14 protein-coding genes are annotated in these 14,574 nt (G+C 47.3%); 6 read left to right on the forward strand and 8 right to left on the reverse strand.

Translation table 11 applies throughout. The features are described from left to right. Positions 1-36: 36 nt before the first annotated feature. From ACYVD4_RS19550 to hisG, 8 genes are all read right to left on the reverse strand, one after another. A complete protein-coding gene (locus ACYVD4_RS19550; protein WP_460948646.1) occupies positions 37-3,372 on the reverse strand; it encodes a UvrD-helicase domain-containing protein in 3,336 nt (1,111 codons plus the stop codon). Between the two features lie 63 nt (positions 3,373-3,435). Beyond that, entirely contained in the window at positions 3,436-3,966 is a 531-nt protein-coding gene (locus ACYVD4_RS19555; protein WP_460948647.1) for a hypothetical protein, read from the reverse strand. Between the two features lie 75 nt (positions 3,967-4,041). Beyond that, complete coding sequence (gene hisC / locus ACYVD4_RS19560; RefSeq protein ID WP_460948648.1) at positions 4,042-5,187, reverse strand: histidinol-phosphate transaminase; 1,146 nt, start codon at positions 5,185-5,187, stop codon at positions 4,042-4,044. 23 nt (positions 5,188-5,210) lie between these two features. Continuing rightward, positions 5,211-5,708, reverse strand: a complete 498-nt coding sequence (locus ACYVD4_RS19565) for a peptide deformylase (RefSeq protein WP_460948649.1) — start codon at positions 5,706-5,708, stop codon at positions 5,211-5,213. Then, positions 5,705-6,085, reverse strand: coding sequence for a type II toxin-antitoxin system VapC family toxin (locus ACYVD4_RS19570; protein WP_460948650.1), 381 nt, complete (start codon positions 6,083-6,085; stop codon positions 5,705-5,707). The genes ACYVD4_RS19565 and ACYVD4_RS19570 overlap by 4 nt, the downstream gene beginning before the upstream one ends. Beyond that, positions 6,082-6,324 (reverse strand): hypothetical protein, encoded by a 243-nt coding sequence (locus tag ACYVD4_RS19575; protein WP_460948651.1) that lies wholly within the window; start codon positions 6,322-6,324, stop codon positions 6,082-6,084. The genes ACYVD4_RS19570 and ACYVD4_RS19575 overlap by 4 nt, the downstream gene beginning before the upstream one ends. A 29-nt stretch (positions 6,325-6,353) precedes the next feature. Continuing rightward, positions 6,354-7,643 (reverse strand): histidinol dehydrogenase, encoded by a 1,290-nt coding sequence (gene hisD / locus ACYVD4_RS19580; RefSeq protein ID WP_460948652.1) that lies wholly within the window; start codon positions 7,641-7,643, stop codon positions 6,354-6,356. A 103-nt stretch (positions 7,644-7,746) separates the two neighbouring features. Beyond that, positions 7,747-8,607 (reverse strand): ATP phosphoribosyltransferase, encoded by an 861-nt coding sequence (gene hisG / locus ACYVD4_RS19585; RefSeq protein ID WP_460948653.1) that lies wholly within the window; start codon positions 8,605-8,607, stop codon positions 7,747-7,749. A gap of 108 nt (positions 8,608-8,715) precedes the next feature. On the opposite strand from hisG, the gene ACYVD4_RS19590 reads away from it, so the two are divergent. The 6 genes from ACYVD4_RS19590 to ACYVD4_RS19615 all read left to right on the forward strand — a co-directional run bounded on the left by ACYVD4_RS19590 (position 8,716) and on the right by ACYVD4_RS19615 (position 14,448). After that, on the forward strand, positions 8,716-8,844 hold the full coding sequence (locus tag ACYVD4_RS19590; RefSeq protein ID WP_460948654.1) for a hypothetical protein: 129 nt from the start codon (positions 8,716-8,718) through the stop codon (positions 8,842-8,844). A 60-nt stretch (positions 8,845-8,904) separates the two neighbouring features. Then, complete coding sequence (locus ACYVD4_RS19595) at positions 8,905-9,555, forward strand: 7-carboxy-7-deazaguanine synthase QueE (protein WP_460949303.1); 651 nt, start codon at positions 8,905-8,907, stop codon at positions 9,553-9,555. After that, the gene (locus ACYVD4_RS19600; RefSeq protein WP_460948655.1) at positions 9,510-11,528 is read left to right on the forward strand and encodes an OmpA family protein; all 2,019 of its coding nucleotides are present in this window, start codon (positions 9,510-9,512) and stop codon (positions 11,526-11,528) included. The genes ACYVD4_RS19595 and ACYVD4_RS19600 overlap by 46 nt, the downstream gene beginning before the upstream one ends. Before the next feature lie 224 nt (positions 11,529-11,752). After that, entirely contained in the window at positions 11,753-12,718 is a 966-nt protein-coding gene (gene trxB, locus ACYVD4_RS19605; RefSeq protein WP_460948656.1) for a thioredoxin-disulfide reductase, read from the forward strand. A gap of 91 nt (positions 12,719-12,809) precedes the next feature. Beyond that, positions 12,810-13,877 (forward strand): peptidoglycan DD-metalloendopeptidase family protein, encoded by a 1,068-nt coding sequence (locus ACYVD4_RS19610; RefSeq protein ID WP_460948657.1) that lies wholly within the window; start codon positions 12,810-12,812, stop codon positions 13,875-13,877. 211 nt (positions 13,878-14,088) lie between these two features. Further along, positions 14,089-14,448 carry a T9SS type A sorting domain-containing protein gene (locus ACYVD4_RS19615; protein ID WP_460948658.1) on the forward strand — a complete coding sequence of 120 codons (360 nt, stop codon included), beginning with the start codon at positions 14,089-14,091 and terminating at the stop codon, positions 14,446-14,448. Positions 14,449-14,574: the final 126 nt, after the last annotated feature.

The raw sequence follows: 14,574 nt of genomic DNA on the forward strand, positions 1-14,574 counted from the left end.
TTCATTCCAGATGATTCGTTACCCCTCCTGCATTAATCATACCACCCGAATCACTTCAGGTTCATTACTTAAATAAACCAGTCGACCTTCCACTTCAGAAAAGTCCATATCACGGTATAGGCCTATGAAATACCGTAACGAATTTATCGCACTGTCATTTGCGGGATTTTCAGGAGTAGGTATAGATTCGTACTGAACCAACACAATTTGTCCATTAGGGTAATAAACTACCCGATGCGGAGCACCATGAATTCGTTTACGACTCAGAATCGTTCTGTCTGTGTCGATACGTAACGTAGCATCAAACAGCGACGTCAACAATGGGTGCGAAACTATGGCTAGCAACGTCTGCTTTAAATCGGCGCACTCCATCTGCCGTACAAGTCCTTCGCTCACCAGCCTTCGCAGGCTGTTATCAACCGATTCTGGCCCCCGAATTAAACTTAAAGCAGCGCCCAATTTACGGTCTCGTTCACGAGTTCGCTCAAACGTAGCAACGTCGAACATTCGATCAGCCTGACGACGTAGCTGCAAATCCTGTCCGCGATGGCCACTCACGATCTCATCCAGAATTATTTCGTCGGACGTATCATCTGGTTTTGGTATTGAAACAACATCGGCGCACAAACTGATTTCATAACTGCTACGTCCTTCTTCCCACGTACAACCACACTGGCGAGCTACATCGCTATCGCGTAGAAAAGCGTGCAGCCAAAAGCTTACATCTTTCTGATTATTTGCTTTACTAAAATCCGACGATTTGGCAATGATATACAACCGATCCGACGGGCGGGTAAACGCTACGTAGAGCAGGTTCATGTTCTCGATAAACGTTCGCGTCAGTTCTTCCTCGTATTGCGCAGCTACAACGGCCGGTGTGCTACGTAATTTACTGGTTGTGTTCGATGGAGCCGACAATAGCCGAGTGGACTGCCCATTCCCAACGATGTGCGTTAGGGCGTCGGTTTCTATTTCGGCCAAATCAAGCCAGATGGTGCTATCGTTAATCGGTTCGACACGCCAGTTGGCAAACGGAATAATAACCACCGGAAACTCCAGCCCTTTCGACTTGTGAATGGTCTGGATACTAACGGCATTTCGGGAACTGCCCTCTACCGAAATTTTCTCCTGAACGCTTTCCCAATAAAGCAGGAAATCACTCAGGTGACCGCTACGTTTCTGATTGAACGTCAGCACTTCATCCAAAAACCGGAATAGAAATGGGTTGTTCTCAGCCTGCCGAAAAAGTCCAAACTGAGCCGTTAATCGCTCGGCTAGTTCATAGGGATTCAGTTGCCCGAGTTCGTAAGGGTCGAGCGGATATCCTTCAGCCGTCAGGTAATCATACATCACGGCAATGTCATTATTCTCAGCAATCTGACGTAGCGTTTCCGTCAGTTCGTCGTCTGGAAAAACACCGCGAACAACCCGATGAAATAGATAGAGGAGTTCATAACGTAGCAACCGTTGATCGGGACGCTGCAGCAATCGCATGAGCGTAATGAGCCATTTTACCGGCTCCGAAAACTCAAGTGATAGGGAGTCGGCTGATACGAGCGGAATCTGACGGGTATTTAATTCATTGGCCAGTATTCGGGCGTGCGATTTTTTACGGCACAGAATCGCTACGTCGCCGTATTTATAACCGTCAGCCAACGCTTTCTGCAGGTGTACCAGCGTGGTTTCGAGCATTCGGGCCGTCAAATCTTTATCTGCTTCTTCATCGTGCGACACAAAATCAATCTGCACGTGCCCTTTCTTACTGGATTTGTCTGTTATATCTTGATGAAATTGCTGCTTAGCATCAAATACGTCGGCCAGTTTAGGATGTTGCTGTTCAAATTTCCGGGCGGCAAAATCAAAGAAATTGTTGTTAAAACGGACAATTGGCTCAGCACTACGCCAGTTTACTTTGAGAAAGTCGGGGTCCAGATGGCCGTCGAGCATGCCGATTCGGTCGGCAGTCCAGGATGTCGGATTATGTGTTGCTTTCAGACTGTTAAAATCCTTACGGTGCAAAGACACAATCTGATCCATATCGCCCCCCCGAAAGCGGTAGATGGCCTGTTTGCCATCACCCACAGCCATATTGAAATGATCGGCTCCTAACGCATTTTCGATGAGTGGTAGTAAATTGGCAAACTGCAACCGCGAGGTATCCTGAAATTCATCGATAAGGATGTGGTTGTATTTCGTACCCAGTCGTTCATACAGAAACGGCACTGGTTCCGATGATACAATGTTCAGAATTTTCTTGTTGAACTCCGAAATATGAACACGCCCATCTTTCCGGAGTAAATCATCGAATTCAACCCGCATTTGTTTCAACAACGCCAGTTTCTGCAAATGCGGTAACAGGCAATCGAACAAAATCACTTGTTTTCCGCGCTTTTCCTTAATAGCCTGAATCTGCTGGATACAATCGCTTAGTTCATCGGCCATCGCATCAATAAGTCCCTGAACCGGCAAAGGTGTTTTCTTACCATACCACTCGCCTTTTGTAAGCGCGTTGCTCACACGCGTACCAGCGTCTTTAGAAGAATTCCCTTCGGCAATAGCGCGCAAATAGCCGCCAACACCTGCATTACCATAAGTGAAATCGGCTTCGTCTAAACCGGCATCGGTGATACGTTTCCAGGCACGTTGCCCCTGCGCAACAATATCGGCTTCTACCTGCTGGTTATGCGCCAGCAGTTGCGTCCGAATCATACGTAACGCGCTGGGCGATAGTTCCTGTGCAGCATTAACAGCTTCGTAGAACTGATCAGAGGTCAGATTCCGGCCAAATTCACGTAGTAACTCAGGGAGTTGATTCCAGCTTTTTCCTTCAGCGGCTGCGTGTGTATAATACTCGCTCAGGATGGTCGTAATTTCCTCCATCTCGTCCGTTCCTGCTTTTTCGATCAGGTTATCGATAGCAAGTTCAAGTACTTCATCGGTTTCGAGTTCTACTTCGAAGGAATACGGCAAACCGAGTTCATCGGTAAACGCCATCACCACCCGTTGCGTGAAGGAATCAATTGTTGTTACGCTGAAATCGGCGTAGCGGTGTAGAATAATTTTGAATACGGAAGCCGCTTTTCGGCGTAATTCTTCTTTTAAAATTTCGAATGAATCTGTTCCCGATTGAGCACCGAATAATTCACCCGTAAGTTCATCAACTAAAGGCGACTCCTTACCTTCGGCAATCTCGGCCAAATTTTTCAGAATCCGGCTCTTCATTTCGTTAGCGGCTGCGTTGGTAAACGTAACCGCCAGAATATGCCGAAAATAGTCGTCGTTTTTGCCCGGTCGGAGTGCCAGTTTCAGGTACTCTTTCGTGAGTGTATACGTTTTACCCGACCCCGCCGAAGAACTGTAGATTTTAAACATGAAAGCAAAGGGCAGTGGGCATTTAGCAGATCGGGTTATCCCATACCCGCTGCCCTTTGCCTTTTAAAAATTATAGCGCAATCCCAATCCTGTATTCAGATTCAGGAAAAATGGCGCCTGAAGCAACTCGACATACCCTCCGCCTTCCAGAAAAAAGGAATACGGTTTACCAGCCGGAAAAACTTCAATGCCGCCTACTCCTGAACCACCAAGTGAAAGCGCGTTTTCGTATTCACCATTCAGCCGAGGTGGATAGAAACGGCGTGTATTAATCTGGCCCCCAAATCCATAATAAGCCCGTACACTTTCGCTTTTTGTCAGTGCTGTATGCCAGATGTAATGGCCTTGAATCGAAAGGCCAACGCTTTTATAGACACCGGAACCATAGCTTCGATTGGTACCGTAGATACCACCGTAGGTACCAATATTTAAATCGAACGCATGATTACCGCCAAAATACTTGCGAATATTTGCCCCTGATGGCTCGCCAATTCGAAAACCAACCGACCAGTTGTTATACTGCGCTAATGCCAGCCCCGGCAACAGAAGCAATCCCCAGATTGCTACAAGCGTGGTTATACACGTTTTTTTCATAAAGTTGTTATTCGTCTTTCTCTAAGACTTCAGGTTTCACTACACGTAACAAACTGCACTTGGTCTGGGCAGGAATTAGGCGTTCGACACGGGTTCCGGTTTCGACGCATCTTCAGCGGTTGCCAGTGGTAAATTACCCGTTATCGGTACGCTGCTCATTGTTTGTAACATGTTCAGCAACCGCTCATTCTCAGTTGGCGTACCGATTGAAATCCGTAAGCAATCGTCGCAAAGTATAACCTTCGAACGGTCGCGAACAATAACTTGTTGCTCAATCAAGTGTTCAAATACGTCTTTTGCCTTGTCAAACTGAACCAGTAAAAAGTTCGCATCTGACGGATGAATGGCCCGCACAGAAGGCAAAGAACGCAGTTTTTCGACCAATTCTTGCCGTTGCTGCAAAATTTGCGACACCATTTTATTCTTTTCAGCTTCGTTGTCAAGTGCCTTCAATGCCAGCAATTGCGTAGGCGCCGATATGTTATAGGGTGGCTTGATTTTATTCAGCACCTGAATCAACTCTTCTGATGCAAAGCACATTCCCAGACGTAGCGCGGCCAGTCCCCATGCTTTTGAAAACGTTTGCAACACCACCAGATTCGGATACGTATCAAGTTCATTCGTCCAGGATGGGTTGTCGGCAAAATCTATATACGCTTCATCGACAACCACCAACGACTGCGTAGCGGATTCGATGATGGTACGTATTGCATCTTGGTGAAGCAGATTTCCCGATGGATTATTGGGCGAACAGAGCCAGATGATTTTTGTATTTTCTGTAATTGCAGCCAGTACAGCATCGGTATCGACCTGAAAATCGGGCGTTAGCGGCACTTTCAGAACTGCTACGTCGTTGATGGCCGCCGATACTTCATACATGCCATAGGTTGGTGGCATGATCAAGATATTGTCCTGTCCGCCCGGCGCACACGTAGCACGAACTAGCAAATCGATGGGCTCATCGGAGCCGTTCCCCAGAAATATCTGTGTTTTCCGAACGCCTTTAATCGGAGCCAATCGTTCTTTAATAGCCCATTGATGCGGGTCAGGATAACGGTTAAAATCGTTCTCGTCGATACGTTCCGTCGAAACCACTGAGCCAAATGGATTTTCATTGGCGTCTAAAAACACGCCGATTGAACCTGTGTATTCGTCGCGGGCAGACGAGTATGGCGTTATTGAAAGAATGTGCGAGCGAAGAATAGACTGAAGGTTAAACATAAAATTTTGCAAATAGATTAAAATTAAACCGGCGTTGGCCGCCACCGGAACGATTGATCGTCGATAGCCCGCATCGTGCATAAGACCCCATTTAAATGATCGTACTCGTGCTGAATCAGTTCGGCAAGATTCCAGTCCGTTACGTTCCAGATATGTGATTGCCAATGCTCATCACGATACGTTATGGTCAGCTTACAATGTCGTCGGACACGTACCAGCAGATTCGGGAAACTCATACAATCGTCCCAGAGTTCGTCGGTTTCATCGCTAACCGAAACGAGTTCGGGGTTAATAATCACCTGCGGTTTTGTTACGTTCAGATAAATCAGGCGTTTCATGATTCCTAATTGTGGAGCTGCAATGCCACGTCCAAACTGGTATTTTGCCCGAATTTCTTCCATTACGTTGTGCAAATCAGCAACCCAGCCCGGCACCATCGCCAACTCGTCTTCCAGAACGGGTTCGCAGATTTCGTACAGGCGAGCGTCGCCCAGAAGCAGTAGATCACCGAGGTGTTTCATACGTGTAGAATATCCGCTAACGCAATAACCTGTAACTTATCGATATCGGCAAAATCGGCTACGTTGTTAGTCAGAATCGGCTGGTTATAGAGCAAACCCGTAGCGGCAATCAGGGAATCGGCCAGTGAGCGTTTGCGTTGCTGGCGCAGGCGGATGGCTTCGGAGATGATGTCGTCGGTAATAGGCAGAATAAAAGCCTTAGTAAAAAACCGCTCTAATTCCATCTTATGCCTAATCTGAATCCTATGAAACCCTAAGACTTCAAGCTTTGTAATTAAAGAGATAAAAGGAAGGTCTTCATTCCGTGCTAAATAGTTTCGCAGCGAATCGTACCCTGGCTCAACGGAGTAAATAAGAATATTACTATCTAATATCATTCTTCTCTCCCATCCAGTACACGGTCCCAACTACGTATTTCTCGCTGCCACTCAGATGCATCACCAAATGATTCACCAACCCCTCCCCGCGCGGCAATGTTTTCCAAAGCTTTGATAAAGGCTGCTTTCTTTTCGGTAACATTTTGCTGGTCAACGACCCGCGCATTCAATCGAGGAAGCAGGGCAAGCAGAAGCTCTTTATCCTGTATCGTATCAACTTCTATGAGTATCTTTTCCATAAAATACTGTTTTTAGCAAGATAACGAAATCAAGCTGGATTCGTTTCTTCCAGACTGGCCAGACGCAGGCTAACAGCTCGTTTATGGGCGTCGAGCGATTCCGCTTCGGCCATTGCTTCTACAACAGGGCCGACCTGCCGCAAACCTTCAGGTGTAATATGCTGAACGGTTATTTTTTTCACGAAACTGTCTAGCGATACACCACTGTAGGCTCGGGCAAATCCGTTGGTTGGCAACGTATGGTTTGTTCCTGATGCATAATCACCTGCTGATTCGGGCGTGTAATTACCCAAAAATATGGAACCAGCGTTTATGATCTGTTCAGAAACAGATTCAGCATTCTCGACGCTTAAAATCAAATGTTCGGCAGCGTATTGATTTAGTAAATCAATCACATCAACCTCATTATCAAGCAAAATCATCTTGCTATTTTTCAGCGATTGAGCAGCTAGTGCCTGTCGGGGTAAGCGGCTCAGTTGCGTTGTCAACGTTAGGTTAACACTGTTAAGTAGCGTTTTACTGGTCGAAACCAACAACACCTGACTATCGGCACCGTGTTCGGCTTGTGAGAGTAAATCAGCCGCCACAAAGGAAGGCACTGCCGAATCATCTGCATAAACCGCAACCTCACTGGGTCCGGCTGGCATGTCTATAGCAATACCTTCTTTCGCTACCAGCATCTTGGCCGCCGTTACGTATTGATTGCCCGGACCAAAGATTTTATATACCTGTGGCACCGACTCAGTTCCGTAGGCCATTGCTGCAATAGCCTGTGCTCCACCAATACGGAATACCTTCGTTACACCAACCAGTTTAGCTGCGAAGTAAATGGCCGGATGGTTACTGGGCGTGCAAAGAACAATCTCCCGGCAACCCGCCAGTTGTGCGGGGATGCCCAACATCAACACCGTACTGAACAACGGTGCCGTTCCACCCGGAATGTAAAGCCCAACTTTTTCGATACCAACGCTTTTACGCCAACACGTAACACCAGGCATCGTTTCTATTTTCTCGACAGGCTGTTTCTGCCGTTCGTGAAATAGCCGAATGTTCTGATAGGCTTGTTGGATGGCCTGTTTCAATACGTCGCTAAGCTCTTTTTCAGCCGCATCCAACTCTGCTACGTCTATTTCCAGTTCGTTCGGCGCTACGTCCAGCTTATCGAACTTTTTGGCTAATTCAACCAGAGCGGCATCGCCATTGGCTTTTACCTGTGCCAGAATTGGTGCCACAGCCGCTTCAATCTGCTCAGTTGCCTGCACGGGCCGAGCCAGCAAAGCCGACCATTCACTACGTTGTGGAAACGGGATGATATTCATTCTTTCAGGAGCGAGGAGTGAGGAGTAAGGAGCGAGAATCTATCCGGCAGTAATCTTTTGCACCAGCTATTCTCACTACTCACTCCTCGCTCCTACATACTAATTAATAAATCATTTTCTCAATCGGAATAACCAGAATTCCTTCGGCGCCAGCAGCCCGAATCGCTTCGATATTTTCCCAGAACTCATTTTCATTAAGCACCGAATGAACCGAACTCCATCCTTCTGTGGCCAGCGGAGTTACGGTTGGACTTTTCATTCCGGGCAATAGGGATGTAATCAGATCGAGGGAGTGGTTTGGTGCATTCAGCACAATGTATTTGTTGTTCTTAGCCGCCTGTACCGATTTAATTCGGAATAATAGCTTATCGACCAATGCCTGCTTCTCAGCATCCAGTTCGTTACGAGCAATCAGAATGGCCTCGGAACGGAAAATAGTTTCAACTTCCTTCAGGCCATTGCTCAGTAACGTACTACCCGAACTCACAATATCGCAAACGGCTTCGGCCAGACCGATGCTCGGCGCAATTTCGACAGAACCGCTAATTTCATGAATGTGCGCCCGAACGCCTTCGCCAGCCAGATAATTACCCAGCAGATTCGGATACGACGTAGCAATATTTTTCCCTTCTAGATCCTGAATTCCAGTCCAGTCGACACCCCGTGGAATGGCAATTGACAACCGGCATTTCGAGAAGCCAAGCTTATGAATCGTTTGTATTTGACGACCCATTTCGACCGCTACGTTCTCGCCAACGATACCTAAATCAGCGACACCATCTTCAACATAACCAGGAATATCGTCGTCACGTAGAAAGAGGAACTCAGCAGGGAAGTTCGATGAAACCGATTTTAGTTTACCAGTTCCATAGTCGAAGCGGATGCCGCATTCTTTAAAAAGCTGATAGGAATCTTCGCTTAAGCGACCGGATTTTTGCAGGGCAATGCGTAACAGAGAGGACATTAACAGATGTAGGATTTGCTGTATGCCCAAAAGACATACACCACGTAACGTATTAATTTATAGGAAAAATCAGCCTTCAACAGATAGCCAGACCTTGGTCTGATCGATTTGGGGGCAAAAATAGGAAAAACGGGCAATTACCGACGCATGAGCGTATCAGGCGCGATGATGGCGTCGATGTCGGAAGGGAGAATGCGTGGCCCGCTGGGAAATCATGGCGCGAATGTACAGCTATAAACCTGAATCGGAAAGTTTTTTTTGAAACCTTTCTGCACAGCAAGTGTGTATCTTTGCAATATGGTGCTGGAACAGAAACAACATTCAATTATAACGCAGCCTGAATCAACAGCAACGCTTCCTGTGATGGAAGCTTTCTATACCCTACAGGGCGAAGGGGCTCACACGGGTCGGGCTGCTTATTTTATCCGACTAGGCGGCTGCGATGTGGGTTGTCATTGGTGCGACGTAAAAGAATCCTGGGATGCAACGCTTCATCCACAACTTACGCTCGATGCCATTGTCGATGAGGCCTTACAGTATCCAGGTCGCATGGCTGTTATTACGGGTGGAGAGCCATTGATGCACAATTTAGATCAATTGACCGAAAAATTACAGGCAGCCGGTTTTCAAACAAATATAGAAACGTCGGGCGTTTGTCAGGCGGTTACTGGCTCGTGGGACTGGATCTGTTTTTCGCCGAAGAAGTTCAAAAAGCCGAATCCGGACATTTTTAAGCTGGCTGATGAATTAAAAGTTATCATTTATAATACGTCTGATTTTGCCTTTGCAGAGTCATTTGTGCCCTTTTTACGTCCCGACTGCAAACTCTTTTTACAAACTGAGTGGAGTCGTTCCAATGAAATGCTACCTCGCATCGTTGATTACGTAAAAAATAATCCGCAATGGCAAATTTCGTTGCAGACTCACAAGTATATGGACATTCCCTGAGTCAGGGAGCACGGAGCAGGGAGCTTTGCGCATGGATTGCGCGGGTAGCCTGCCGATCACCGAGAGCCTTTTCTTTTCGAGTTTTCCTGCTTTTCACCCTATTCTTTGCCCCCTGCTACGTGCTTCGGGCGCAGGATAAGAAAGCAAGGGAATTGTATGCGCAATCCATCAAATTGTTTGGGGATCGTAAAGCTGGCGAAGCCATTCCGTTTATGGAACAGGCGGTTAAACAAGACCCAAACTTCGCAGATGCCCATCTCAAGTTGGGTCAACTTTACGAATTCACGAAACGATTCGAACCTGCAGTAGCTGCATACCGAGATGCGATTCAGTTGCAGCCAGATAGCCCGGCTTCTGGTGCAGCTTATCATTCGCTAAGTAGTATTCTGCTACGTCTGGGTAAGTATAGCGAAGCTCTCCCCTATCTCGAAAAATATCAGGCATTATTTGCTCCACAGTCGGCACAGGCCAAACGAATAGCTCGTCAGATTTCTATTGCTCGCTTCGGGCTGGAAGCCATACAGCATCCACAGGCTGTTGAACCCAAACCTATTTCGTCGGTTCTGCAAACCACTCCTTCGCAATATTTTCCGGTACTAACAGCCGATGAGCAAACGCTTGTTTTTACGGCACTAAAACCTGAAGGCGATGAAGATCTGATGGTTGCTACGTTCAATGGCGAAGTCTGGTCTCCACCAGTATCTTTATCACCCGACATTAATACGCCTGAAAACGAAGGTACAGCCAGCTTATCGGCCGATGGGCGTACGCTGGTTTTCACGGCTTGTCAGGGACGTAAAGGATTTGGTAGCTGTGATTTATACGTGAGTCATAAAACCGGAAATGACTGGTCTACACCTGAAAATTTAGGGTCTACAATCAATACACGTTATTACGAATCGCAGCCAGCTTTATCGGCCGACGGTCGGCGATTGTATTTTGTATCGGATCGGCCGGGCGGAAAAGGGCAGCGTGATCTCTGGCAAAGTGATCTCAATAGCGACGATACGTGGGCCGAGCCTGTTAATCTGGGGGCACCGGTCAATACGCCCTTTAATGAAGCATCACCCTTCATTCACGCAAACGGGCAAAGTTTGTTTTTTGCGTCCGATGGTCATGTTGGTCTAGGCGGTTATGATCTGTTTGTAGCCGACCGTAACACGTCGGGCTGGTCAGCCCCAACTAATCTTGGTTACCCAATCAATACGTCAGAAGATCAGGCATCACTTTTTGTTGCTGCCAACGGAACCCGCGCCTATTATTCGTTCGAAGAGCAAAAAGATGGGGTTTCGCAAAAATCCCGACTCTATGCATTTGATTTACCCGAGTCGCTACGTGATCGGGTCAAACCAGTCAGTTATCTGAAAGGCGTAGTTGCCGATGCGAAATCAAAAAAGCCATTACCAGCCTTTGTTGAACTGGTTGATTTGAAAACAAATCAGGTCGTTTCGCGTGTACAAGCCGATGCGCAGACAGGTCAATACACAGCCGTACTTCCCAGCGGTGGCGAATATGCGCTTTACGTAAGCGTGCCGGGTTACCTTTTCAAAAGCCTGTCATTCGATTTTACGCAGAAAACCAAGGGCGACGGTCTGGCACTAAGCGTGCCGCTGGAGCCGGTAGCGGCTGGTTCATCGGCTAACGAAACGCTCAACAATCTGTTTTTTGAGTCAGGCCGTTACGACTTAGCCGATAAATCACGTACCGAACTTGATCGACTGTCGGCCTTTTTGCAAGCTAACCCGACCCTGAACGTAGAAATTTCGGGCCATACAGATGATAAAGGTGATGCCGCAGCTAATCTGACGCTTTCGCAGAAACGCGCTCAATCAGTGGCCGCCTATCTCTCAAAAGCGGGAATAACGTCAACACGTATTAAAGCGGTTGGATACGGCGAAACTAAGTCGGTAGTACCCAATACAACCGACGAAAATCGGCGTATGAATCGACGTATTGAATGGCGGGTTTTGTAAATGCTTCGCGTGGGGATGGCTGGGATTTGCTGGGATAGCCCGGATGCTATTAAGTTCTCCCCCCGGGCTATCCCAGCAACCCATACCATCACTGCCCCCTACCCAAAGCCTACTTTTTTGCTTTCCTGCGGGATTTTTTTCAATTTTGTGTATGTTGTCAGAATACCCTCATCCAGGAAAAAATGGACAGGGGGTATTTTTCATTTTGCCCTCGTTTACCTGCAATGACATCCGAACACGTTAAGTGCTTAATTATAGGCTCTGGCCCAGCCGGTTACACAGCGGCCATTTACGCATCACGCGCTAATATGAATCCCGTTCTGTATCAGGGCGGTCAGCCAGGTGGTCAGTTGACCATCACCAATGAAGTTGATAATTTCCCCGGTTACCCCAATGGCGTTCAGGGTCCGCAAATGATGCAGGATCTGGAAACTCAGGCACGGCGTTTCGGTACGGACATTCGCTACGGTATGATTACGAACGTAACGTTCGTAGATCAGCCTAGTCACGATAATCCACATCGGGCTATTATCGACGATAAACACGAAATCACCGCTGATTCTATTATCATTTCGACAGGCGCATCGGCCAAATGGCTTGGCTTACCTTCCGAAATGCGGTTGAATGGTCTGGGCGTATCGGCTTGTGCTGTTTGCGACGGATTCTTTTTCCGGGGTCAGGACGTAGCAATTGTCGGTGCGGGCGATACAGCCGCCGAAGAAGCCAGCTATCTGGCCAACCTTTGCCGGAAAGTATATATGGTGGTACGTCGCGATGAAATGCGGGCTTCTCAGTTTATGCAGAAACGTGTGAAATCGGCGCATAATATTGAAATTATTTACAATGCGGTTACAGAAGAAGTTCTGGGCGACGATGCGGTAACGGGTGTTCGTCTGAAAGACACACAAACGGGCGAAGACCGGATTCTGGACGTAACCGGATTTTTTGTAGCCATCGGACATACGCCGAACACGGCTATTTTCAAAGACTACCTCGACCTCGACGATAATGGCTACATCATTGTTGAGAAAGGTAGTACTAGAACAAACATACCGGGCGTTTTTGCTTGTGGCGACGCGCAGGATAACATTTATCGTCAGGCAATTACAGCCGCCGGTACAGGGTGTATGGCTGCGCTTGATGCCGAACGTTATCTGGTCACCCTTGAAATGGAGGCCGAAGAAATTTAAGAGACAATCTTTTTCAGGTTTCAGGTTTACGATTTTCTGTTTTGCATAAGCCATTCGGAAATCGTAAACCTGAAACTCGTCTATATATCTGATGAGAAAAACCGCTACACAATGGCTGCTGGCCATTGGGTGTTGCCTGTATCTGGCTTTACCAGCGCAGGCGCAGGAGCGCGGGCGATTTAAAAACAACCTGCGCATTACACCCAAAAATCAGGAAAAACCGAACAATACGGTCGTCGAACAGCCGCAAAAAGCGGACGACCAGTTCGAACAAGAAACTCCACAACTGCGCTTTAACAGTCAGTTTGAGCCGAAAAAAGAATTAAATCCGGTTGTTAGTGAAGATACCAGCCAGATAGACCAAGGGGAAACCAGCGTTGTCGAAGTTATCGATTCCGTTCTTGTTGGTACCGAATGGGTAAAAATCGCTGATTACTATGCTGTATGGGATTCTCGAACCGTTGACCCTTACAATATTAACCCGCTTGAATTCGACGAAGCTATCGATATCAAGCTATATGACCCACCAGCAAACCGATACTGGTCTTCTCCGCTGGATGAGGGCAAAATGACTTCCAATTTTGGTTATCGCTGGGGTCGCTGGCATGCTGGAGTCGACTTGGATCTTGAAACCGGTACGCCTGTTTATACAGCTTTCGACGGTATTGTTCGGGTGGTTGGCTGGGACGGGAACGGCTGGGGACGTTACGTACTCGTCCGTCATTATAACGGTCTTGAAACGCTATATGGGCATATGTCGAAGCAAACCGTTGAAACAGGGCAGCTTGTTAAAGCGGGTGACCAGGTTGGTTTAGGAGGCAGTACCGGGCGTAGCTTCGGCTCACATCTTCACTTTGAGACGCGCTATGAAGGAAACCCCTTCAGTCCGCTGAATATTTACTCATTCCCCGAAAACACTGTAAACTCCGATCACTTTCTGCTCACCAGTTCTGTTTGGGATTATTTACGAGGTGGTCGTCCTTCATCCGACGGTGGTTCACGGCCCCGTTTAAAGCGGACAGTCTTACATCGGGTACGTTCGGGCGAAACGCTTAGCTCCATTGCTGACCGTTATGGCATGTCGGTATCGACACTTAAGCGCAAGAATCATATTTCAGGCTCTCGCTTGCGGCCCGGTCAGAAATTACGAGTGCATTGAGTATTTAACCTCTTCTTGAAAATCCCGAAGGCTGAAGCTTTCGGGATTTTTTTATTGGCTACTACGTCGCTTCTCAAGTACGTCATCCCGCAAAAACCCACAGTCATCGGAGATATTCCAACGCTCATCGCTTTTGATTTTCTGGCTTTCCATCACCATTGCAACTTTGTCTCACCAAACGAGATAAACAAACTAATTTTTAAGAAAAGCCATGAAAAAATTGCTCACCCTCCTGCTCGGCCTAACAATCGGCACCGCATCTTTCGCTCACCAAACAACTCATCAACCTGCTGATTCGGATGCACATGTTGTTATGACAACAGACCATAAACTAAAGCTTTACGTTCAGCCAGTTCAGACCAAAGGGCAAATTGCTATCCGGGATGCCAACGGCCACGCTATTTACAGCGCCAACGTATCGCTTCAGAAAGGATTACGCCAAGCATTCGATTTTTCGAATCTGGGTATCGGTACGTATCAACTTCAGGTCAAAACTGATAGTCAAACTATTACAAAAACGTTTGTTGTACAGTCTGCCCCAAATCAAAGTTTTATTGTGCAGGAATCTTGATTATCAAGCTCAATTCTGATTAGTTGATCGCAGAGACCGGGTAGCCTCCGGTTTCTGTGTTTATCGGCATTAGAATCAGGAGAAATCGTACGTCCTCCCCTTCTAGTAGTCAGGCTATCGAATACC

This window comes from Spirosoma daeguense, assembly GCF_054776875.1.